The organism is Streptomyces violens (assembly GCF_000717745.1).
Classification (GTDB): Bacteria; Actinomycetota; Actinomycetes; order Streptomycetales; family Streptomycetaceae; genus Streptomyces; species Streptomyces violens.
The window spans coordinates 21,694-44,765 of the sequence record NZ_JOBH01000009.1 but is presented as its reverse complement, the minus strand read 5'-3'; the positions used below and the strand labels follow the sequence as shown (position 1 = coordinate 44,765).

Here is a 23,072-nt window from a genome sequence, read left to right as displayed (position 1 = left end):
CCGCACATTCTCATACATCTGTCTGAGATGCCGGACACGAAGGCGTGACAGCTGTCGATGGCTACCGACGTACCGTGAAACTTACGTTTCTGGTGGCTCGACCTGCCGGCGCGCCCAACACGCTCGGCATCTGTCATCCGTGAACCGTGGAGGTGTCCCGTGCTGGGTCCCGTGATCCTCGCCGCTGCGCGCAGCGACAAAATGCGCCGTCTCGTCTCGGCCGCGCCGGTCACCCGCCCCGTCGTCGACCGCTTCATCGCGGGCGAGACCCTGGGCGACACCGTCCCCGCCGTCCGCTCCCTGGCCGACGCCGGCCTGGAGGTCACCCTGGACGTGCTGGGCGAGGACATCACCGACCCCGCGCAGGCGCTCCGCAACCGCGACGCCTACCTGGAGCTGGTCGAGGGCCTCAAGCCGCTCGGCCTCGGCACCCGTGCCGAGATGTCGGTCAAGCTCTCCGCCTTCGGGCAGGCCCTGCCCGGCGGCCACGAGCTGGCCCTGAAGAACGTCACCCCGGTCGTCGAGGCCGCCGCCGCGATCGGCACGACGGTCACCCTGGACATGGAGGACCACACCACCGTGGATTCCACCCTCGCCATCCTCGGCGAGCTCCGCACCCGTTTCCCGGGGACCGGCGCCGTCCTGCAGTCCTACCTCTTCCGCACCGAGGACGACTGCCGCGCGCTGTCCGGGGAAGGTTCGCGAGTGAGGCTGGTGAAGGGCGCGTACAAGGAGCCCGCCACCGTCGCCTACCAGGACAAGGCCGAGGTGGACAAGGCGTACGTCCGCTGTCTGAAGATCCTGATGGAGGGCGAGGGCTACCCGATGGTCGGGTCGCACGACCCGCGCATGGTCGCCATCGCCCAGGACCTCGCCTTCCGCGCCGGCCGCAAGAACGAGGACTACGAGTTCCAGATGCTCTACGGCATCCGGGACGACGAGCACCGCCGGCTCGCCGCCGAGGGCCACCGCATGCGTGTCTACATCGCCTACGGCACCGACTGGTACGGCTACTTCATGCGCCGGCTCGCCGAACGCCCCGCGAACCTCGCGTTCTTCGCCCGCTCGCTGCTCACCCGCAGCTGACACCGGGGGCCGGGCCCGGCCCCGTACATACTCCGCACCCGCACCCGACAGAAGGAGACACGGCCGCCATGGACGCTGTGACCCACGTCCCCGCCCCGTACAACGAGCCGGTGCACGGCTACGCCCCCGGCTCCCCGGAGCGTGCCCGCCTGGAGGCGAAGCTCAAGGAGCTCGCCGAGAACCCCATCGACCTCCCGATGACGATCAACGGTGAGAAGCGGATGGGCGGCGGTGAGCGCTTCGACGTCGTCCAGCCGCACAACCACAAGGCCGTGCTGGGTACGTACGCCAACGCCACCAAGGCCGACGCGCAGGAGGCCGTCGACGCGGCGCTCGCCGCGGCCCCGGCCTGGCGCGCGATGTCCTTCGACGACCGCGCGGCGATCCTGCTGAAGGCCGCCGACCTGCTGTCGGGCCCGTGGCGCGAGACGATCGCCGCCTCGACCATGCTGGGGCAGTCCAAGACCGCCCAGCAGGCCGAGATCGACGCGCCCTGTGAGCTGGTGGACTTCTGGCGCTTCAACGTGCACTTCGCGCGTGAGCTGCTCCAGGAGCAGCCGCTGGTGCAGCCGAACGGCGTCTGGAACCGCCTGGACCACCGCCCGCTGGAGGGCTTCGTCTACGCGATCACGCCGTTCAACTTCACCGCGATCGCCGGCAACCTGCCCACCGCCCCCGCCCTGATGGGCAACGTGGTGGTCTGGAAGCCGTCCCCGACCCAGACCCACTCCGCCGTCCTGCTGATGCAGCTGCTGGAGGAGGCCGGGCTGCCCAAGGGCGTGATCAACCTGGTCACCGGTGACGGCAAGGAGGTCTCCGAGGTCGCGCTGCCGCACCCGGAGCTGGCCGGCGTGCACTTCACCGGCTCGACGAAGACCTTCCAGTACCTGTGGAAGGAGGTCGGCCAGAACATCGAGAAGTACCGCTCCTACCCGCGTCTGGTCGGCGAGACCGGCGGCAAGGACTTCATCGTCGCGCACCCCACCGCGGACCCGGCGATCCTGAAGACCGCCATCACCCGTGGTGCGTTCGAGTACCAGGGCCAGAAGTGCTCCGCGGCCTCGCGTGCCTACATCGCCCGCTCCACCTGGGAGAACGGCTTCAAGGACGAGCTGGCCGCCGAGGTCGAGGGCCTGGCCATGGGTGACGTCACCGACCTGTCGAACTTCATCGGCGCCGTCATCGACGACCGGTCCTTCGCCAAGAGCAAGGCCGCCATCGATGCCGCCAAGGCCGACCCGGCCTGCGAGATCATCGCGGGCGGCAGCTACGACGACTCGGTGGGCTACTTCGTCCGCCCGACCGTCATCGCCTGCTCGGACCCGGAGAACGACGTCTTCAAGACCGAGTACTTCGGCCCGATCATCGCGGTCCACGTCTACGAGGACGCCGACTTCGACGCGACCGTCGAGCAGATGGAGTCGGCCTCGGCCTACGCGCTGACCGGCGCCGTGCTCGCCAAGGACCGGCAGGTCGTCGCCGAGGTCTCCGAGAAGCTCCGCTTCGCGGCCGGCAACTTCTACGTCAACGACCGCCCGACGGGCTCGATCGTCGGCCAGCAGCCCTTCGGCGGCGGCCGCGCCTCGGGCACCAACGACAAGGCGGGTTCGAAGTTCAACCTGCTGCGCTGGATGTCGCCGCGCTCCATCAAGGAGACGATGGTCGCTCCGACGGACTACCGCTACCCGCACATGGGCTGAGGCCCTGCGGCGAACCGCCCCCGGCCTTCGGGCCGGGGGCGGTTTTCGCGTTTCAGTGCCCGGTGGCGCCGCCGTTGTCGCGGCGGTCCAGGGCGCGCTGCAGGGCAGCGGCGGCGTTCCTGCGGTCGGTCTCGCCGGACGTACGCACGCGGTGGCGGATCCTGCGGGCGGGGGCAGCGGTGTCGGCCATGTCCACGTCTCCTTAAGAATCGTCTGATCGATCCCCGAGATGCCACGAAGGCGGAATGCGACGCCGGAGCGGGCGGGGCCAGGTCGCGCCAGGGGTCGCCTGTGGGTGCGCGCCGGCCGGAGCCGCCTTCGCTGGGTGGAGCGAGACGTTCGGCTTCTACAAAAGTAGGACAGTAGAGCCGTGATGTCTGCACAATTACTTGGGCTTCCTACTATCTGAGACGGCAGGGTGGCCGCGGCTTTAGTTGTACAGTACATATATAGGGGGGCCGCGCGGAGAACGAGGAGGTTCTCATGAAGGCCACGATGAAGGCCGTGCAGTACCGGACGGTCGGTGCCGCACCCGAGGTCGTCGAGGTACCGGTCCCCGAGCCGAGGCCCGGCCAGGTACTGCTGAAGGTCACCGCCGCCGGCGTGTGCCACTCCGACATCGCGGTCATGGAATGGCCGGCCGAAGCGCTGCCCTTCCCGCTGCCGCTCACCCTCGGCCACGAAGGCGCGGGCACGGTCGCCGCGCTCGGCGAGGGCGTCACCGCCTTCGCCGTGGGCGACGCGGTCGCCGTCTACGGCCCGTGGGGCTGCGGCGCCTGCGCCAAGTGCGCCGAGGGCAAGGAGAACTACTGCCTGCGCGCCCCCGAGCTGGGCATCCGCCCGCCCGGGCTCGGCGAGCCCGGGGCCCTCGCCGAGTACCTCCTGATCGACGACGCCCGCCACCTCGTGCCCCTCGGCGGCCTGGACCCCGTCCAGGCCGTGCCGCTGACCGACGCGGGCCTCACCCCGTACCACGCGATCAAGCGCTCGCTGCCCAAGCTGGTCCCCGGCTCCACCGCCGTCGTCATCGGCGCGGGCGGCCTCGGCCACGTCGCCATCCAGCTGCTGCGCGCGCTCAGCCCGGCCCGCGTCATCGCCCTCGACCTCAGCGAGGCGAAGCTGGCGCTGGCCCGCGAGGTCGGCGCGCACGAGACGGTGCTCTCCGACGCGGACGCCGCGGCGAAGGTCCGCGAGCTGACCGGCGGCCTCGGCGCCCAGCTCGTCCTGGACTTCGTCGGCGCGGCGCCCACCGTGACCACGGCGGGTGCGGTGGCCGCGGTCGAGGCGGACGTGACGATCGTCGGCCTCGGCGGCGGCGCGCTGCCCGTCGGCTTCGGCACCTCGGCGTACGAGGTCTCGGTGTCCTCCCCGTACTGGGGCAGCCGCGGTGAGCTGGCCGAGGTCCTGGACCTGGCGCGGGCCGGGGCGCTGTCGGTGCACGTCGAGACGTACGGCATCGACGACGCGCCGCTGGCCTACGAGCGGCTGCACGCGGGGAAGATCAACGGCCGGGCCGTGATCCTCCCCAACGGCTGACCCCGGCGGCCGTCAGCGGGACGTGCCGGACGCGCCGGACGTCCGGGACGTGCGCTCCACGTCGAAGTGGTCGATGCGCTCGCCGGTCTCGGCGAGCGCCGTGACCTTCATCCGGGGCCGGTGCCCGGTCTCGACCTCGATGGCGAGGAAGGAGAAGCCGGTGTAGCGCACCCGCGACCACTCGACCTTCTCGGTGTTCTTCCCGCCGCCCTTGCTCCAGTGGTACGTGTCGACCTCGTCCAGGTCCTTCACGTGCCCCTCGTAGCTGTCCGGCACGGGGAACTTGTACAGCTCCTTGCCCGCGCCGCCCGCCGTGACGTACACGATGCCCTCGCGCGCGGAGTCCACGCTGCCGCCGACCGGCACCTTGCGGGAGACGTCGGTGCCCTTGATGGCGTCGGTGCGCTCGTAGATGTGGTTGTGGCCGTTGATGACCAGGTCCACGCCGTGCTTCTCGAAGAGCGGCAGCCAGGCGTCGCGGACGCCGCCGTCCGAGGCGTGCGAGACGGTCGTGGAGAACGCGCAGTGGTGGAAGAAGACCACGATGAAGTCGATGGCCCTGTCCGCGCGCAGCTCGCCGAGGCGGCGGTCCAGCCACTTGGTCTGCCGGCCGTTCGTGTACCCGGTGTTGGCGGTGATCTCGTACGAGACGTCGTTGGCGTCCAGGGCGACGACGCCGACGTTGCCGTAGGTGAAGGAGTACACGCCGGGGGCGTTCTTCGCGTCGGGGCCGTTGCCCGGCAGGGACCAGCGGGCGTTCTGGCCGCCGTACCCGTTCGGCGAGTACCACGCCTCCATGTCGTGGTTGCCGGTCGTCACCATCCACGGCACGGACTTGGCGACCGTCTCGGTCTGGGCGAGGAACTGGTCCCAGACCCGCGCGTCGTAGGTGTCCTCCTCCGAGCCCTGGCCGTCCGGGTCGGCGTAGCAGATGTCGCCCGCGTGCAGGTGGAAGGAGGGGTTCTGGCCCAGGATCAGCTGGTCGTTGGCGAGCGCGTGATAGCTGACGCCCTGGTCGCCGAAGGCGGTGAAGGTGAACTTCTCGGGCCGGGCCGGCGCGGTGCGGAAGGTGCCGATCGTGCCGAAGTGGCGCGCGTCGGCCGGGTCGAAGCCGTCGTGGCCGACGCCGTAGTAGTACGTCGTGCCCGGCTTGAGGCCGTCCAGCGCGGCGTGCAGGTAGTACTGGTCGACGGCCGGCAGCTTCTTCGTGAGCGCGGGGGTGTGCAGGTCCCGCACCTCCGCCTCGATCTTCCGGCTGAGGTCCCACGGCTTCAGACCCACCCGCAGATACGGCCGCTTCACCGCGAACGGCACCTGCCAGGAGACCCGCATCTGCGTCTTCGGGTCGGCGCCGAACTGCAGGTGCCGGCCGAAGGGCGCCACCATCGAGCCGTCCACCGCGGCCGTGGCGGGCGCGGAGAGCAGCGTGGTGGAGCGCGGCGCCGCGCACGCCGTGGTGGAGCCGAGCAGACCGCTGCCCGCGACGACGCCCGCACCGGCGGCCGAGGTGCGCAGCAGCCCACGGCGGGACAGCTTGGTGCGCAGGTACTCGTGCTGCTCGGCCATGGACATACGGGCGGCGAGCCGCTCGGGGATGCCGAAGCGGGGGATGTCGGGGGAAGCGGGGGTCTCACGTGAAGCCATGCCGTGAACGTGACATCACCCGGAAACCGGATGGCATATACAGGGTTAACTCCAGTTGACCGGACCTTCACACGTCCGCATGCCGGACACCGGGTGTCAATCCATGGGACGAAGAGTAGGGTCCAGGCATGTCTCGCAGCATTCGCCTCGCAGTGATCCCCGGTGACGGAATCGGCCAGGAAGTCGTGGCCCAGGGCCTCAAGGTCCTGACCTCGGTCCTCCCGCAGGACGTGAAGCTGGAAACCAAGGAGTACGACCTGGGTGCCAAGCGATGGCACGCCACCGGCGAGACGCTGCCGGACGCCGAGATGGAGTCGCTCAAGCAGCACGACGCCATCCTGCTCGGCGCCATCGGCGACCCGTCCGTGCCCTCCGGTGTCCTGGAGCGCGGCCTGCTGTTGAAGCTCCGCTTCGCCTTCGACCACTTCGTCAACCTGCGCCCGTCGAAGCTCTTCCCGAACACCGGCACCCCGCTGGCCGGCCGCCCCGACATCGACTTCATCGTCGTCCGCGAGGGCACCGAGGGCCCGTACACCGGCAACGGCGGCAGCCTGCGCACCGGTACGCCCCACGAGGTCGCCACCGAGGTGAGCCTGAACACGGCGTACGGCGTCGAGCGGGTCGTGCGGGATGCGTACGAGCGCGCCAAGGCCCGCCCGCGCAAGAAGCTGACGCTGGTCCACAAGAACAACGTCCTGGTCCACGCCGGCCACATGTGGAAGAAGATCTTCGACAAGGTGGGCGAGGAGTACCCCGAGGTCACCACCGACTACCTGCACGTCGACGCCGCGACGATCTTCTTCGTCACGCAGCCGGAGCGCTTCGACGTCATCGTCACCGACAACCTCTTCGGCGACATCCTCACCGACCTCGCCGCGGCCGTGACCGGCGGCATCGGCCTGGCCGCCTCCGGCAACATCAACCCCTCGGGCGCCTTCCCGTCCATGTTCGAGCCCGTCCACGGCTCGGCCCCGGACATCGCCGGCACCGGCAAGGCCGACCCGACCGCGACGATCCTCTCCGTCGCGCTCCTCCTGCGGCACCTCGGCTACGAGCCCGAGGCCGCCCGCATCGAGGAGGCCGTCGCCGCGGACCTCGAGGCCCGCGACGGCAGCCCGCGCACCACCGACGAGATCGGCGACGCGCTCGCCGGCCGAGTAGCCGGCTGACGCCGCTGCTCGAACGCGACAGCTTCTAGAGCTGTTCCCGCCAGTAGCCCAGCGGCATACAGGTACTCACGTACCCGGCCGCTGGGCTACTCGCCGGTTGGGTGCGACCATCGACCCCAGGCCACGCACGCGCACTACGCCACCTCCTTCCTCTCCGCGGTCCCACCCGAGCGATAATCGGATGTGGGGCCACGCACCAGGGGAAGCTCGGACGTCCACGTACTGACCGGACGCCGCGCGTGCGCAGCCGCCACAACCACACCGGTGAAGGACACGCACTCATGACGACGCCCACGATCGAGCTCAAGCCCTCCTCGCACCCGCTGCCCGCCGCGGAGCGGGAGAAGATCCTGGCCGGCCCCGGCTTCGGCCGGCACTTCACCGACCACATGGTGACGATCAAGTGGACGGAGGGCCGCGGCTGGCACGACGCGCAGCTCGTGCCGTACGCGCCGCTCTCGATCGACCCGGCGAACATGACGCTGCACTACGCGCAGACGATCTTCGAGGGTCTGAAGGCGTACCGCCAGGCCGACGGCTCCGTGGCGACCTTCCGCCCCGAGGCCAACGCCGAGCGCTTCCAGCGCTCCGCGCGCCGCCTGGGCATGCCCGAGCTGCCCGTCGAGACCTTCATCGCGGCGTGCGACGCGCTGGTCCGGCAGGACCGCGACTGGGTGCCGGCGCACGGCGGCGAGGAGTCGCTCTACCTGCGCCCGTTCATGTTCGCCTCCGAGGTCGGCCTCGGCGTGAAGCCCGCCAACGAGTACCTCTTCCTCGTGATCGCCTCGCCCGCCGGTGCCTACTTCCCCGGCGGCGTGAAGCCCGTCTCCATCTGGCTGTCCGAGGACCGCGTGCGCGCCGTCCCCGGCGGCATGGGCGACGCCAAGACCGGCGGCAACTACGCCGCGTCCCTGCTCGCCCAGGCCGAGGCCGCCGAGAAGGGCTGCGACCAGGTCGCCTACCTCGACGCGGTGGAGCACAAGTGGGTCGAGGAGCTCGGGGGCATGAACCTGTACTTCGTGTACGGGAACAAGATCGTCACCCCGACCCTGACCGGCTCGCTGCTCGCGGGCATCACCCGTGACTCCCTCCTCACCGTCGCCCGCGACCTGGGCTACGAGGCGGAGGAGGCGCGCGTCTCCATCGACCAGTGGCAGGCCGACACCGAGAACGGCACGCTCACCGAGGTCTTCGCGTGCGGCACCGCCGCGGTGATCACGCCCGTCGGCACGGTCAAGCGCAAGGGCGCCGAGTGGACCCAGAGCGGCGGCGAGCCCGGCGAGGTCACCATGAAGCTCCGCGAGGCGCTGCTGGACATCCAGCGCGGCACGGCGCAGGACACCCACGGCTGGATGCACCCCCTGGGCTGATCCCGCCACAGCCGCACCACCTGCAACGGGCCGCCCCGGACGCGTACATTCCGGGGCGGCCCGTTGTTGTCCGTGGTCCGTGGTCCCTCCTACGGCACCTCCGCGGGTGCCTCCTCCACCGGGGCCACGGTCGCCGGCACCGTCGCCGGACGCCGCGTCAGCACCCCGTACAGCGCGGCCGTGACCAGCGCCGACAGCAGGAAGGACAGGTCGATGCCGCCGGTGTACGGGACGAGCGGGCCGGTGTAGAGCGGGGTGTCCACCGCGGCCAGGCCGACCACCGAGCCGGCCGCCCAGGTCACCGTCGCGGGCACGTTCCAGCCCGCCGTGTACCAGTAACGGCCGCCCCGGGCACGGCGGTTGTAGACCTGCAGCGCCTCGGAGTCGTAGACCCCGCGGCAGCGGACGTAGCCGATGACGGTGAGCACCGCCCAGGGTGTGCCGACCGCGGTGAGCAGCAGGACGAAGGAGGTCATCGCGTCCTGCGCGTCCCAGGCGAAGTGGCCGACGTAGACGAAGAACGTGGCGACCGCGGCGACCACGTACGTGGCCTGGGTACGGGTGGCCCGCGGCAGGATCGCGTCCAGGTCCAGGCCCATCGAGTACAGCATCAGGCCCGCGTTGCCGACCGAGCCCGCGGAGGCGGCGAGGAAGAGCGGGACGAGGAACCAGAAGGGGGCGCCCGCGACGAGCGGGCCGGCGTAGTCGTCGGCCGCGCCGACCGCGAGCGCGGTGAAGGTGCCGAAGAGCTGGGGGACCAGCAGCCCCGCGACCAGGCCGAGACAGGTCGCGAGGAAGACCTTGCGGGAGCTGTGGCGGCGCGGGGAGATGTAGCGGGTGTAGTCGCCGAGCAGGGTGATGAAGGCGATCGGTCCGCTGAGGCCGGCCGAGACGACGGCGAGCAGCCAGGTGGGCCAGAAGGCGCCGAGGAGGTACTCGCTGCCCTGCGGCGCCGCGGTGGTGAAGTCGGGCGCGTACGCGAACAGTCCGACGAGGAGGATCGCGGACATGCCGAGCGCGAGGACGCGGGAGAGGCGGAGCAGCAGCTTGTAGCCGTAGACCGCGCCGGCCGCGGTGCAGACCGCGAGCAGCGCGTACACGGCCGCGTAGCTGGCGCCGCCGTCGGGCAGGCCGATGAGCCGGGCGAGGGTGCCGACGACCGCGTCGCCGCCGACCCAGAGGGTGAGCGCGGTGTACCCGAGCGAGAGCAGCAGGCCGATCACCGAGCCGACGAGCCGGCCGCGCACGCCGAAGTGCGCGCCGCTGCTGGTGGAGAGGTTGGTGCCGGTCCGCAGGGAGACCAGGGCGAGCGGCGCGGTCAGGAGCGTGCCGACGAGGGTGCCCACGGTGAGGGAGGTCACCGACGGCCAGAAGCCCAGTCCGAAGGAGACCGGCAGCCAGCCGAAGATCACCACGCCCAGGGCGAGGTTCGAGCCGAGCAGGATGGAGACGAGGTCGCGGGGGCGGCTGGTGCGCTCCTCGTCAGGAATCGTGTCGACTCCGCGTTGTTCGATCGGCATGAGAGGGCTCCTCTGAGAGGCCGGACGAGTGCTGGGCGGTACCGCCCCGGTGCGTGGCGTTCCGATTCCGGTGAGTGGCGTTCCGCTTTTATTGAGCGGCGCTCAATGTGACCCATGCCCCTGTGCCCGGTCAACCCTTTCGGACAACCGGTTTCCTTGGTTAGAGTGGCGCTCAAATCGATCAGGAGGTGTGGTGGCATGCGGCTGACCCCGACCGAGCGCGACCGGCTGCTGCTGTTCGGCGCCGCCGAACTGGCGAGAGCGCGCAGGGCACGCGGCCTGAAGCTGAACGTGCCCGAGACGACCGCGCTGGTCGCGGACACGGTCTGCGAGGTGGCCAGGGACGGCGGCCGGCTGGCCGACGCCATCGCGGCGGCCCGCGCGGTCCTCGGCCCGGACGACGTGCTGCCCGGCGTCGCCGACGTGGTGACCGAGGTGCACGTCGAGGCGGTTTTCGACGACGGCTCCCGGCTCGCCGTGGTCAGCGACCCGATCGGCGGGGGCTCGCAGGGCGACGCCGCGCCGGGCGCGGTACTGCCGGGCCCGGCCGACGAGGCCCCGGCGCCCGCGCTGACCGTCCGCGTCCGCAACACCGCTACCGTCCCGGTCAGCGTCACCTCCCACTTCCACTTCTTCGAGGCCAACCCCCGGCTCGACTTCGACCGCGCCGCCGCGTACGGCATGCGGCTGAACGTCCCCGCCGGCTCCTCCCAGCGCTTCGACCCGGGCGCCGAGGAAGAGGTCGGCCTCGTGCCGATCGGCGGCGACCGGATCGCGATCGGCTTCGCGGGCCTGGTGGACGGCCCGCTGGACGCGCCGGGCGCGAAGGAAGAAGCACTGCGGCGGGCGGCCGCCTGCGGCTATCTGGGGGCGAGCAGCGAGGAGGAGCGGGCATGACCATCGATCCGCAGGAGTACGCGTCCGTACACGGCCCCCGGGCCGGCGACCGGGTCGTCCTGGGCGACACCGGCCTCGTCGTACGCGTCGAGTCCGACGCCCAGAAGCCCGGCGACGAATTCCTCGCCGGCTTCGGCAAGACCGCCCGCGACGGACTGCACCTCAAGGCCGCCGCCGTCCGCGAGACCTGCGACGTCGTCATCAGCAACGTGCTGGTCATCGACGCCGTACAGGGCATCCGCAAGGTCTCCATCGGCATCCGCGAGGGCCGGATCAGCGGCATCGGACGGGCCGGCAACCCCGACACCATGGAAGGCGTCGACGTCGTCGTCGGCACCGGCACCTCGATCGTCTCCGGCGAGGGCCTGATAGCCACGGCGGGCGCGGTGGACACCCACGTCCACCTGCTCTCGCCGCGCATCATGGAGGCGTCCCTCGCCTCCGGCGTCACCACGATCATCGGCCAGGAGTTCGGCCCCGTCTGGGGCGTCGGCGTCAACTCGCCCTGGGCCCTGCGGCACGCCTTCAACTCCTTCGACGCCTGGCCCGTCAACATCGGCTTCCTCGGCCGCGGCTCGTCCTCCGACCCCGCCCCGCTCGTCGAGGCGCTCGCCGAGGGCGGCGCCTCCGGCTTCAAGGTCCACGAGGACATGGGCGCGCACACCCGCGCCCTGGACACCGCGCTGCGCGTCGCCGAGGAGCACGACGTCCAGGTCGCGCTGCACAGCGACGGCCTGAACGAGTGCCTCTCCGTCGAGGACACCCTGAAGGTCCTGGACGGCCGTACGATCCACGCCTTCCACATCGAGGGCTGCGGCGGCGGACACGTACCGAACGTCCTGAAGATGGCCGGCGTGGAGAACGTCATCGGCTCCTCCACCAACCCCACCCTGCCCTTCGGACGGGACGCGGTCGCCGAGCACTACGGGATGATCGTCTCCGTCCACGACCTGAAGACCGACCTGCCCGGCGACGCGGCCATGGCCCGCGACCGGATCCGCGCCGGGACGATGGGTGCCGAGGACGTCCTGCACGACCTGGGCGCCATCGGCATCACCTCCTCCGACGCGCAGGGCATGGGCCGCGCCGGCGAGACCGTCCGCCGTACCTTCGCCATGGCCGGCAAGATGAAGGCCGAGCTCGGCCCCATGGAAGGCGACGGCGCGCACGACGACAACGCGCGCGTCCTGCGCTACATGGCCAAGCTCACCATCAACCCCGCCATCGCACACGGCCTCTCGCACGAGATCGGCTCCCTCGAAGTCGGCAAGATGGCCGACATCTCGCTGTGGCAGCCGCGCTACTTCGGCGCCAAGCCGCAGATGGTCCTGAAGTCCGGCTTCCCCGCGTGGGGCGTCACCGGCGACCCCAACGCCGCCACCGACACCTGCGAACCGCTCGTCATGGGCCCGCTGTTCGGCGGGCACGGCGCCACCGCCGCCGACCTCTCCGTCGCCTTCGTCTCCGGCGCCGCGGTCGAGGCGGGCTCGCCCGGCAAGGCCTTCGACTCGCTGCCCACCCGCCGCCGGCGCGTCGCCGTCCGCGGCACCCGCGGCATCGGCCCGCGCGACCTGCTGCTGAACGACCGCGTCGGCAGCGTCCAGGTCGACGGCGACAGCGGCCTGGTCACGCTGGACGGCGCCCCGATGCGCTCCGACCCCGCCGAGTACGTGTCGCTCTCGCGGCTGTACTTCCTCTGAGCCGCAGCGGTTCGTTTTCCGAGCCGCGCCGCCGCTCGCCGGAGGGCGCGTCCCTCCGGCCCCCGCACCCCGCCCGGGGCCACGTCCCTGCCTCGGGCGGTCCCGGCGCTGCCACCCCTCACCAGGTGGCGGCGCCGGCCTCGCCCTCCTTCCCACCTGCCCTTCCCACCTGCAAGGACGCAGCCCATGACGACGCTTCCCCTGCCCTCCGCCGGGGCGACCCCGGCCGCCGACGGCTACACGATGCCCCCCGAGTGGGCGCCGCACGAGCGCACCTGGATGGCCTGGCCCAGTGCCAACTTCACCTTCGGCGAGGAGGGCGGCAGCACGCTCTCCGAAGCACGCGTCGCCTGGGCACGAGTAGCCCGCGCGATCCGCCGCTTCGAGCCGGTCACCGTCGTCGCGGGCCCCGGCCGGACCGCCGCCGCGCGCGGCCTGCTCGGCTCGGACATCGACATCGTCGAGCGCGAGCTCGACGACGCCTGGATGCGCGACATCGGCCCCACCTTCCTCACCGGAAACGGCCAACTGGCCGCCACCGACTGGGTGTTCAATGGCTGGGGCGCCCAGGAATGGGCGAGCTGGAAGCACGACGCGAAGATCGCCGGCGAGGTCGCGGGCCTCGCGGGCGCCCGCCGCTACCCCACCCCCCTCGTCAACGAGGGCGGCGGCCTCCACATCGACGGCGAGGGCACCGTCCTCCTCACCGAGACCGTCCAGCTCGACCCCGGCCGCAACCCCGGCCGCACCCGCGAAGAGGTCGAGGCCGAGATCCACGCCTTCCTCGGCACCACCAAGGCCATCTGGCTGCCGCGCGGACTGACCGCCGACTACGGCCAGTTCGGCACCCGCGGCCACGTCGACATCGTCGCCGCCTTCGCCCGCCCCGGTACCGTCGTCGTGCACACCCAGCCCGACCCCGCCCACCCCGACCACGCCGTCTGCGCCGAGATCGTCAAGATCCTCAAGGCCGCCACCGACGCCCGCGGCCGGCAGCTCGAGGTCGTCGAGGTCCCCGCGCCCACCGTCATCGAGGAGGACGGCGAGTTCGTCGACTACTCCTACATCAACCACTACCTCTGCAACGACGGCGTCGTCCTCTGCGCCTTCGACGACCCGCGCGACGAGCACGCGGCCGGCATCTTCCGCCGGCTCTTCCCCGACCGTACGGTCACCCTCGTCGACGCCCGTACGATCTTCGCTGCGGGTGGCGGCATCCACTGCATCACCCAGCAGCAGCCCAAGGTCTGAATCAGCGGACCCGATCAGCCGGTCCAGGAGGTCCCCGTGCCCGGTCCCGAGCGCCGTCCCCGGCGGCGCCTCAGCCAGCCGCGCGAACAGGTGCTCGCCGCGGCCATGACCACCATCGCGGAGGAGGGCCTGGACCGGCTCACCATGGCCGGACTCGGCCGCGAGGTCGGCATGAGCAGCGGCCACATCCTGTACTACTTCGGCACCAAGGACGAGCTGCTGCTCCAGACCCTGCAGTGGAGCGAAGAACAGCTCGGCGCGGAACGCCGCGCCGAGCTGGCCCGCCGCGTCCCCGCCCGCGCCCGCATCGACGCCCTGGTCGACCTCTACCTCCCCGAAGGCCACCGCGACCCGCGCTGGACCCTCTGGCTGGAGGTCTGGAACCGCTCCCAGAACGCCGACGACCCCACCCGCGAACGCCAGCTCGACCTGGAACTCGCCTGGCACCGCGACCTGGTCGCCCTCCTCGTCGAAGGCGCCTCCAAGGGCGAACTGCGCCCCGTGGACGCCGAACGCTTCGCCGTCCGCACCCGCGCCCTGCTCGACGGCTTCGGCACCCACCTCGTCGTCGGCCTCCCCGGCCTCTCCCGCGATGACGTCCTCGGTCACGTACGCGACTTCCTCGACGAGGCACTGACCCCGCCCGACACCGCCGCGGGAACGTAACGCACAGAACGTCGCCTGATCGTTGCCTGGTGCACCTTGCCGTCCAGCCCCAGCTCCGGCACCGTTTTCCGCTATGGGACGAGAGCAATGGAAGAAGATCTGGGTCGGCTCGGCCGGCAACATGGTCGAGTGGTTCGACTGGTTCGTGTACGCGAGCTTCGCCGTGTACTTCGCGGACTCCTTCTTCCCCAAGGGCAATGAGACCGCCAACCTCATGAACACCATGGGCGTCTTCGCGGTCGGCTTCTTCATGCGGCCCGTCGGCGGCTGGCTGCTCGGCCGCGTCGGCGACCGCAAGGGCCGCAAGGCCGCCCTGACGCTCACCGTCACCCTGATGTCCGCCTCCGCCGTCCTCATCGCCGTCGCCCCGACCTACGAAGTCGCCGGCTACGGCGGCGTCGCCGTCCTCCTCATCGCCCGCATGCTCCAGGGCCTCTCCGTCGGCGGCGAATACGCGGCCAGCGCCACCTACCTCACCGAAGCCTCCGCACCCGGCCGCCGCGGCTTCGCCTCCAGCTTCCAGTACGTCTCCATGACCGCCGGCCAGCTCCTCGGCCTCGGCCTCCAGATCATCCTGCAGCGCACCATGTCCGAGGACGCCCTGCACAGCTGGGCCTGGCGCATCCCCTTCATCATCGGCGCACTCGGCGCCGGCATCGTCTTCTACCTCCGCCGCAACATGCTGGAGACCGAGGTCTACGCCGCGGACGACAGCGCCAACGCCGACCCCGCACGCGGCACCCTCAAGGCGCTCTGGGCCCACAAGCGCGAGGCGTTCCTCGTCATCGCGCTCACCATGGGCGGCACCGTGGCGTACTACACGTACACCACCTACCTCACCAAGTACCTCTCCGGCAGCGCCGGCATGGACAAGCCGACCGCCTCCCTCGTCAGCTTCTGCGCCCTCTTCGTCTTCATGTGCATCCAGCCGCTGGCCGGCCGGCTGTCCGACCGCATCGGCCGCCGCCCGCTGCTGATCACCTTCGCGATCGGCTCGACCTTCCTCACCGTGCCGATCATGACGCTGCTGCGGCACGCCGGCTCGTTCTGGCCCGCCCTCGGCCTCGCCCTGCTCGCCCTCGTCGTCGTCACCGGCTACACCTCGATCAACGCCTGCGTGAAGGCCGAGCTGTTCCCCACCGGCATCCGCGCCCTCGGCGTCGCCCTCCCGTACGCCATCGCCAACGCCCTCTTCGGCGGCACCGCCGAGTACGTCGCCCTGTGGTTCAAGAGCGGCGGCAACGAATCCGGCTACTACTGGTACGTCGCCGGCTGCGCCGCCGTCTCCCTCGTCGTCTACCTGACGATGCGCGAGACCCGGACGATCGACCTGCACCGGGTCGCCAAGGACGACAAGGGCACCGGCAAGGACGAGCGGCTGCTCGCATCCTGAGACGGTGGGCGCTTTGGGGGCAGTCATATGCAAGACTGCCCCCATGCTCTCGTTCGCCATGATTATTGGCAGCAGGCGCGCCGGTCCGCAGTGACCGCCCCGTACCAAACCGAGTACGGCGCGGCACCGTCGTCCCAGACCCGCGCGCAGACCTCTCGCACCCGCGAGAGGTTTTTTCGTTTCCCGGCCCACCCGTCACCGGGAACGGAAGCGCGAGGGATCATAGGGGGACGGTGGCACCGGTCATTCCGGTAGACCGAAGATCCCGACAGGAGCCAGGCTGACGATCGCGCGCCACCTGGACGACTTCGGCGTGGGCTTCATCGAAGGCGGCTGGCCCGGCGCCAACCCCCGGGACACCGAATTCTTCCAGCGGGTGCAGGAAGAGGTGCCCTTCCGGCACGCACAGCTCGTGGCGTTCGGCGCCACCCGCAAGGCGGGCGTGCGGGTGGAGGACGACGCGCAGGTCGCGGCGCTGCTGGACTCCAAGGCCCCGGTGATCACGCTGGTCGCCAAGTCCCACGTCCGGCACGTGGAGCTGGCGCTGCGCACCACCCTCGACGAGAACCTGGCGATGATCCGGGACACCGTCGCGTACCTGCGCGCGCAGGGCCGCCGGGTCTTCCTGGACTGCGAGCACTTCTTCGACGGCTACGCGCTGGACGCCGACTACGCGAAGAAGGTCGTGAAGACCGCGTCCGAGGCCGGCGCGGACGTCGTGGTCCTCTGCGACACCAACGGCGGCATGCTCCCCGCGCAGGTCACCGCGGTGGTACGGACCGTACTGGCGGACACCGGCGCGCGGCTGGGCATCCACGCCCAGGACGACACGGGCTGCGCGGTGGCCAACACCCTGGCGGCGGTCGACGCGGGCGCCACGCACGTGCAGTGCACCGCCAACGGCTACGGCGAGCGGGTCGGCAACTCCAACCTCTTCCCGGTGGTCGCCGCGCTGGAGCTGAAGTACGGCCGCAAGGTGCTGCCCGAGGGCAAGCTCGCCGAGACCACCCGGATCTCGCACGCCATCGCCGAGGTCGTCAACCTCACGCCCTCCACCCACCAGCCCTACGTCGGCGTTTCCGCCTTCGCGCACAAGGCGGGCCTGCACGCCTCCGCGATCAAGGTCGACCCCGACCTGTACCAGCACATCGATCCCGAGCTGGTCGGCAACACCATGCGGATGCTGGTCTCCGACATGGCGGGCCGCGCCTCCATCGAGCTCAAGGGCAAGGAGCTGGGCATAGAGCTCGGCGAGGACCGCGAGCTGGTCGCCCGGGTCGTCGAGCGCGTCAAGGAGCGCGAGCTGGCCGGGTACACCTACGAGGCCGCCGACGCCTCCTTCGAACTCCTCCTCCGCGAGGAGGTCCAGGGCAAGCCGCTGCGGTACTTCACCGTCGAGTCCTGGCGCGCGATCGTCGAGGACCGCCCCGACGGCACGCACGCCAACGAGGCGACCGTGAAGCTGTGGGCCAAGGGCGAGCGGATAGTGGCCACGGCGGAGGGCAACGGCCCGGTCAACGCGCTGGACCGGGCGCTGCGGGTGGCACTGGAGCAGATCTACCCGCAGCTCGCGGAGCTGGAGCTGGTGGACTACAAGGTCCGCATCCTGGAGGGCGCGCTCGGCACGGGCTCGATCACCCGCGTCCTCGTCTCCACGAGCGACGGCCGCGGCGAGTGGTCCACGGTCGGCGTCGCGGAGAACGTGATCGCCGCATCCTGGCAGGCCCTGGACGACGCGTACGCGTACGGGCTGGTGCGCGCGGGAGTGACGCCGGAGGACTGACCGGTACGACGGCGGCCCCGCCCGGTTCTTGCGAACGGGGCGGGGCCGCGCTCTGGCGGCTACCCCAGATAGGGATCCGGGCGGTTCTCCAGGAAATGCCGCAGGCGAAGCCGCTGTGTGTGGTGCATGGACAGTGCATCGATGTCCCTCGGCGCCACGAACCGGACTTCCGTCGACTCGTCCGAGACGGCCAGTGCCCCCCCGACCGCGCGCGCCGTGAAACACACGTTGAACTGCCGCCGTACCTCGCCGTCACCGTACTCGATGACGTGGCGGGGATCCGTGTACGTACCGACCAGACCAGTGATTTCCACGTCCAGCCCGGTCTCTTCCTTGACTTCTCGGACCGCTGCACCGGGCAAGGAGTCCTCCAGCTCCATGGCGCCCCCCGGGAGGGCCCACAGACCGTTGTCGACGCGCCTCTGGAGAAGGATGCGCCCCTCGGCATCCGTGACCACGGCGGAAGCCGCCACGACCATGCTGTTCGGCTCGGGGGCGTCCGGATCGTCGAAGTATTCGGTACGGGCCATGGCGTCACCCTGTCACGGGGCGTGCGGTCTCCCACACGGCGTCGAAGCTGTCCGCGTAGGTCTTGAACAGGTTGCCGTTGTCGTTGCTCTGCCGCAGGTGCCATACGGGTGCGGCGTACGCGTTCACGCCCCACACGTGTGCATTCACCAGCAACTGGTCGTCCGCGCGGTACAGGCTGTTGTAGAGCGTCGTCCCGTGCGTACGCAGCTCGATCCCTGGTACGCCGGACAGCGGCTGGTAGTGCATGAGCGCAAGCCGGCAGCGTGACTCGATGCCGTGCCCGAACCTCTCTTCCCTGCCCCGCTGCTGGACGTTCTCACTGTCGGCGTCGCCGACGGCAATGCGTACGGTGCAGCCCTCGGCTGCTCGCTCTCGCAGAAGGCCATTGAGCCGGGGATACGCCTCATGCAGGAACACGGCTGCGTAGACAAGAATGTCGATGCCTTTACGGGCCCGGGCCATGAGATCGATGAGCACGGACACCGGCATGTCCGCCCGCTGTTCGTACAGTGCGACCAGTTCCGGGCTCACTGCCCGTGCGGCGCGTGGCTGTCGTAGCGCCGGCCAGAGTGCGTGCACGTCTTCCCCTAAGACTTCGGCAGTTTGAAGCGCCGTAGCGCGCCTGGGGGTTCGGCCGAGGTTGAGCCAGCGTTCAACGGACTTGGTATCGACACCCGTTGCATCCGCCAGGCCGGCCACCCTGCTGACCCACATGCGGGCTGCCGCTGACGAGCGGGACCTCTCGGGCGAGGTGGATGCCCGTATCCGGTACCGCCGCCACATGCTCGAATGGCACGGCGAGCGACTGCCCTTCCCGCTCCAGTAAGCGCCGCGGCCCCGGACGGTCCCCGGGGGAAAGGACTGGCCGGGGCCGCGGCGCTTACTGGGACGGGTCAGCCCGCCTTCACCGCCGAGATGTCGAACGTCAGCTTCACCTTGTCGCTGACCATCACGCCGCCCGTCTCCAGCGCCGCGTTCCAGGTCAGGCCCCACTCCGAGCGGAGGATCTCGGCGCTGCCCTCGAAGCCCACGCGCTGCGCGCCGTAGACGTCGGTGGCCGCGCCGTTGAACTCCAGGTCGATGGCGAGCGGCTTGGTGACGTCCTTGATCGTGAGGTTGCCGGTGACGCGGTACGTCTCGGCGCCGACCTGCTCGACACCGACGGACCGGAAGGTCATCAGCGGGAACTGCTCGGCGTCGAAGAAGTCGGCGCTCTTCAGGTGGCCGTCGCGGTCCGCGATGCCGGTGTCGATGCTGTCGATCTTCACGTCGATGTTCGCGGTCGAGGCGGCCGGGTCGGAGCCGTCGAGGTGCAGCGTGCCCTCGTGCTCGGCGAAGGAGCCGCGGACGTTGGTGACCATGGCGTGCCGCACCGTGAAGCCGATGCTGCTGTGCGCCGGGTCGATGGTGTAGTCGCCGGTCAGGGCGGCCAGCGCCGGGTCCGCCACGAGGGTCGCGGTGGCGGCGGGGGCAGCGGTCTCGGCGGTGCGCTTGCGGTTGAACAGAGCCATGGCTCCTCCTCGGGGGACGGGTCGGGGAGACCTCGGGGTGGCGAAAGGTTGTGTTGTTTAACCTTCAACGAGATTCAGCGTAACCGCTACTGGTTCAAGTTTCAACCTTTCTGTCGGAGGGATGCCGTACGGCCTTCATCCGCCCTGCTCGCGAGGGCTGGCGACGCGCGTAGAGGTCGGGCATCATCTGCGGTGCTCCACCTGCACCGCCGAATCATCCGTCGCACGGTTCACCGGTTCACCGCAGGAGGTTCCCCTTGAGAGCCCGTACCGTCCTCAGCGCGCTGACCCTCGTCCTCGGCGCCCTGTTCGCCCCCGGCTTCGGCGTCCTCACCGACGCCGGCGAGGCGCACGCCGTCACCAAGCTCACTCACGCGCAGGCCACCACGATGTTCCGGAACGCCGGAATCACCTGGTCCTCCTCCGGCGGCTGCTCGGACCGCAACACTCCGACCTGCACGTCCTTCGACCAGCTCAATCAGCCCACCGCCCAGGGCGCCGTCACGCTCAAGAAGGCGAGCGGCTGCGCGCTGAACATCACTGGCGGTACCGAGACCGGGCATGCGAGCGGCACGTACAGCCACTGGAACGGCTTCAAGCTGGACTTCGCCCTCTCCAGCTGCGTCAGCAACTACGTGACCGGTACGTTCACCTACATCGGCGTACGTGGCGACGGCGCCCCCATGTACAAGTCCGGCTCCGGCAACATCTATGCCAAGGAGGGGTCGCACTGGGACGTCCTCTACTACAACTGCGGCGGCTGCTGACCATGGCTGCCTGTGCTTCCCACTGGTCCCGTAGGGGCTTCCTCGCGGCGGGCGGCGCGGGCGCGGCCGCACTCGCCCTGCCTGCGTCGGGTGCCCGCGCCGCCGGAGCGGCCCAAGCGGTCCCCGCCGACGACGAGTTCGCCACCCTGCGGCGGCGCTGGCTGGAGCTTCAGCTCGGTACGGGATACGACCCGGGCGCCGAGCCGTACGCCTCCCGCCTGAAGGAGACCGGCGACCTCGCGCGCCGCTTCCGTGCCGAAATGGCGCCCGCCGACTCCTCGCTCTGGCCCGACCACCCCTTCGACCCGCCGGCCGGCATCACCCAGAGCTACAGCCGCCTGAACACCATGGCGCAGGCGTACGCGCAGGACGGCACCGGGCTCACCGGGGACGCCTCGCTCGCCGCCGACGTGATCAAGGGGCTCGATCATCTGGAGGCGCGGGTCTACAACCCCGCCACGACCCGGTACGGCAACTGGTGGGAGTGGCAGATCGGCAGCCCGCGGCTGCTGCTGGACACCGTGGCGATCCTGGACGACCGGCTGACCGACGCCCAGCGCGCCGCCTACCTCGCTGCCGTCGACCACTTCGTACCGGACTCCATGCTCGGCGACTACACAGGTACGAGCACCGGCGCCAACCGTGTCGACCTCTGCCGGGTCGTCGCCCTGCGCGGTGTCCTCGGCCGGGCGCCGGAGAAGATCGCGCTCGCCCGTGACGCGCTCTCGCCCGTCTTCCCGTACGTGCAGAAGGGCGACGGGCTGTACGCCGACGGCTCGTTCATCCAGCACACCTGGGTCGCGTACTCGGGGACGTACGGGTACGTGCTGCTCGACGGACTGGGGCGCCTCTTCACCCTGCTGCGCGGCAGCAGTTGGGAGGTGACCGACCCGAAGCGGCAGATCATCTTCGACAGTGTCGAGAACGCCTACGCGCCGCTGCTGCACAACGGCCTGATGATGGACAGCGTCAACGGGCGTGCCATAAGCCGCGGTTACCTCCGGAGCGACGACCGCAAGGTGATGCGCAGCGACCACTTCCACGGGCACGCACTGTTGGCCGCCGTCGCGATACTCGCGCAGGGCGCCTCCGCCGCCGAGCGGGACCGCTGGCACGGACTGCTGAAGGGCTGGATCGAGCGGGACACCACGCTGGACGTGCTGACCGACCGTCAGTTCACGGTCGCGGACGCCGCCCGGCTGGCCGCCGTGGCCGCGGGGCCCGGCACCGCGGCGCCCGAGCCGGTCGCGCACAAGCTCTTCCCCGCCATGGACCGGGCGGTGCACCGCAGACCCGGCTTCGCCGTCAACATCGCCATGGCCTCGGACCGGATCGCGTACTACGAGAACGGCAACGGCGAGAATCCGCGCGGCTGGCACACCGGCGCCGGAATGCTCTACTGGTGGGGCGCGGACTTCGGCGGCGGCCAGTACACCGACTTCTTCTGGCCGACGGTGGACCCGTACCGCCTGCCGGGGACGACGGTCTCCACCAAGAAGCTCGCCGACAACGAGGGCGGCGGCTGGGGCGAGCCCAAGCCCGCGGCCACGTGGGTGGGCGGCACCACGGACGGCGAGTTCGCCGCCATCGGGCAGGACGTGCGCGGGCTCGCCTCGACGCTTCGCGCCAAGAAGTCCTGGTTCTGCCTCTCCGACACCGTCGTCTGCCTCGGCGCGGGGATCACCGGCCGGGACGGCGTGCCCGCCGAGACGATCGTCGACAACCGCAATCTCGGTGCCTCGGGGAGCCCGGCCCTCACCGTCGACGGGGTTCGCCAGCCCGTGACGACCGGCTGGACCGGTGCCTTCCCGCGGGCCCGCTGGGCGCACCTCCAGGGGCACGGCGGTTACGTCTTCCCCGGCGGCATGCCGCTCCGGGCGCTGCGCGAGGCGCGCACGGGTGCCTGGCGGGACATCAATACAGGTTCGTCGCCGGAGCGCGTCACCCGCCGCTATCTCACGCTCTGGCGGAACCACGGCACGGACCCGGCGGACGCCTCGTACGCCTATCTGCTGATGCCGGGAGCCGGACCGCGCACCCTCGCGGCGCGCGCCGCCGACCGGCACTGGCTGCGGATCACCGCCAACACGGGCGCGGCGCAGGCGGTGGAGGTGCTCGCGCTCGGCGTGACCGCGGCGAACTTCTGGACGGCCGGGACGGCGGGGCTGCTGACCGCCTCGGCGCCGTCCTCCGTCCTGGTGCGCCGGCGCGGCCGGACGGCGACGCTGTCCGTCGCGGAGCCGCCGCGCACGGGGCGGCCGCTGGAGCTCGTCTGGGACCGCCCGGTACGCGAGGCGGTGAGCGCCGGGCCCGGCGTCACGGTCCTGGAGACGGGCCGCCGGCTGCGGCTGCGGATCAGCCCGGGGAAGGTCTGCGCCACGCACACCTGTACGGTCACTACACACTGACCCGGCCGTGGGGCGGCGTGCGGGGGAATCCCGCGCCGCCCCGCGGATCGCGGCCCGGTGGCCGGGATGTGCGGTCAACCGGCGGACCGCCACAAGACCACACGGGTGTCTTTTGTGGGTCCTGCACAGCGACCGGAAAC

18 protein-coding genes and 1 pseudogene are annotated in these 23,072 nt (G+C 70.8%); 13 read left to right on the top strand and 6 right to left on the bottom strand.

Annotated features, from left to right (window positions below):
• Nucleotides 1-159 precede the first annotated feature (159 nt).
• Nucleotides 160-1,086: a proline dehydrogenase family protein gene (locus IF04_RS0117900; protein ID WP_030258073.1), complete on the top strand. Its 927-nt coding sequence runs from the start codon at nt 160-162 to the stop codon at nt 1,084-1,086.
• 68 nt (nt 1,087-1,154) lie between these two features.
• Nucleotides 1,155-2,786 carry an L-glutamate gamma-semialdehyde dehydrogenase gene (pruA, locus tag IF04_RS0117895; RefSeq protein WP_030258069.1) on the top strand — a complete coding sequence of 544 codons (1,632 nt, stop codon included), beginning with the start codon at nt 1,155-1,157 and terminating at the stop codon, nt 2,784-2,786.
• Nucleotides 2,787-2,838: 52 nt separating this feature from the next.
• Here the strand turns inward: pruA and IF04_RS39100 are convergent, their stop codons facing one another.
• The gene (locus IF04_RS39100; protein ID WP_169746137.1) at nt 2,839-2,976 is read right to left on the bottom strand and encodes a hypothetical protein; all 138 of its coding nucleotides are present in this window, start codon (nt 2,974-2,976) and stop codon (nt 2,839-2,841) included.
• Nucleotides 2,977-3,281: 305 nt separating this feature from the next.
• Here IF04_RS39100 and IF04_RS0117885 point away from each other — a divergent pair, with 305 nt between their 5' ends.
• On the top strand, nt 3,282-4,322 hold the full coding sequence (locus tag IF04_RS0117885) for an NAD(P)-dependent alcohol dehydrogenase (protein WP_030258064.1): 1,041 nt from the start codon (nt 3,282-3,284) through the stop codon (nt 4,320-4,322).
• 12 nt (nt 4,323-4,334) lie between these two features.
• On the opposite strand, the gene IF04_RS0117880 is transcribed toward IF04_RS0117885, so the two are convergent.
• Nucleotides 4,335-5,966: a purple acid phosphatase family protein gene (locus tag IF04_RS0117880; RefSeq protein ID WP_051831341.1), complete on the bottom strand. Its 1,632-nt coding sequence runs from the start codon at nt 5,964-5,966 to the stop codon at nt 4,335-4,337.
• A 128-nt stretch (nt 5,967-6,094) separates the two neighbouring features.
• On the opposite strand from IF04_RS0117880, the gene IF04_RS0117875 reads away from it, so the two are divergent.
• Both IF04_RS0117875 and IF04_RS0117870 read left to right on the top strand, forming a co-directional pair.
• Nucleotides 6,095-7,135, top strand: coding sequence for a 3-isopropylmalate dehydrogenase (locus IF04_RS0117875; protein WP_030258056.1), 1,041 nt, complete (start codon nt 6,095-6,097; stop codon nt 7,133-7,135).
• Nucleotides 7,136-7,416: 281 nt separating this feature from the next.
• Nucleotides 7,417-8,505 (top strand): branched-chain amino acid aminotransferase, encoded by a 1,089-nt coding sequence (locus IF04_RS0117870; RefSeq protein WP_030258052.1) that lies wholly within the window; start codon nt 7,417-7,419, stop codon nt 8,503-8,505.
• Nucleotides 8,506-8,594: 89 nt separating this feature from the next.
• Here the strand turns inward: IF04_RS0117870 and IF04_RS0117865 are convergent, their stop codons facing one another.
• Entirely contained in the window at nt 8,595-10,025 is a 1,431-nt protein-coding gene (locus IF04_RS0117865; protein ID WP_037959849.1) for a cytosine permease, read from the bottom strand.
• 198 nt (nt 10,026-10,223) lie between these two features.
• Here IF04_RS0117865 and ureA point away from each other — a divergent pair, with 198 nt between their 5' ends.
• The 6 genes and pseudogenes from ureA to cimA form a co-directional block, all read left to right on the top strand.
• Nucleotides 10,224-10,922: an urease subunit gamma gene (gene ureA, locus IF04_RS0117860; protein WP_030258046.1), complete on the top strand. Its 699-nt coding sequence runs from the start codon at nt 10,224-10,226 to the stop codon at nt 10,920-10,922.
• Nucleotides 10,919-12,622 (top strand): urease subunit alpha, encoded by a 1,704-nt coding sequence (locus IF04_RS0117855; RefSeq protein ID WP_030258042.1) that lies wholly within the window; start codon nt 10,919-10,921, stop codon nt 12,620-12,622. The genes ureA and IF04_RS0117855 overlap by 4 nt, the downstream gene beginning before the upstream one ends.
• Before the next feature lie 186 nt (nt 12,623-12,808).
• Nucleotides 12,809-13,873: an agmatine deiminase family protein gene (locus IF04_RS0117850; protein ID WP_030258038.1), complete on the top strand. Its 1,065-nt coding sequence runs from the start codon at nt 12,809-12,811 to the stop codon at nt 13,871-13,873.
• Between the two features lie 36 nt (nt 13,874-13,909).
• A complete protein-coding gene (locus tag IF04_RS0117845) occupies nt 13,910-14,539 on the top strand; it encodes a TetR/AcrR family transcriptional regulator (RefSeq protein WP_030258034.1) in 630 nt (209 codons plus the stop codon).
• 73 nt (nt 14,540-14,612) lie between these two features.
• Nucleotides 14,613-15,932: an MFS transporter gene (locus tag IF04_RS0117840; RefSeq protein ID WP_030258030.1), complete on the top strand. Its 1,320-nt coding sequence runs from the start codon at nt 14,613-14,615 to the stop codon at nt 15,930-15,932.
• Between the two features lie 277 nt (nt 15,933-16,209).
• Nucleotides 16,210-17,715, top strand: a pseudogene (cimA, locus tag IF04_RS0117835) (citramalate synthase); the annotation flags it as partial.
• 59 nt (nt 17,716-17,774) lie between these two features.
• Here cimA and IF04_RS0117830 read toward each other — a convergent pair.
• From IF04_RS0117830 to IF04_RS0117815, 3 genes are all read right to left on the bottom strand, one after another.
• Nucleotides 17,775-18,245 carry an NUDIX domain-containing protein gene (locus IF04_RS0117830; protein WP_030258023.1) on the bottom strand — a complete coding sequence of 157 codons (471 nt, stop codon included), beginning with the start codon at nt 18,243-18,245 and terminating at the stop codon, nt 17,775-17,777.
• A 4-nt stretch (nt 18,246-18,249) separates the two neighbouring features.
• Entirely contained in the window at nt 18,250-18,960 is a 711-nt protein-coding gene (locus IF04_RS0117825) for a hypothetical protein (protein ID WP_051831340.1), read from the bottom strand.
• A 179-nt stretch (nt 18,961-19,139) separates the two neighbouring features.
• Nucleotides 19,140-19,757, bottom strand: a complete 618-nt coding sequence (locus IF04_RS0117815) for a YceI family protein (protein ID WP_030258017.1) — start codon at nt 19,755-19,757, stop codon at nt 19,140-19,142.
• 257 nt (nt 19,758-20,014) lie between these two features.
• Between IF04_RS0117815 and IF04_RS0117810 the strand changes: the two genes are divergently transcribed.
• Both IF04_RS0117810 and IF04_RS0117805 read left to right on the top strand, forming a co-directional pair.
• Nucleotides 20,015-20,524 (top strand): hypothetical protein, encoded by a 510-nt coding sequence (locus IF04_RS0117810; RefSeq protein ID WP_030258015.1) that lies wholly within the window; start codon nt 20,015-20,017, stop codon nt 20,522-20,524.
• Between the two features lie 2 nt (nt 20,525-20,526).
• Nucleotides 20,527-22,932, top strand: coding sequence for a polysaccharide lyase 8 family protein (locus IF04_RS0117805; protein ID WP_030258012.1), 2,406 nt, complete (start codon nt 20,527-20,529; stop codon nt 22,930-22,932).
• The last annotated feature ends 140 nt before the right edge of the window (nt 22,933-23,072 follow it).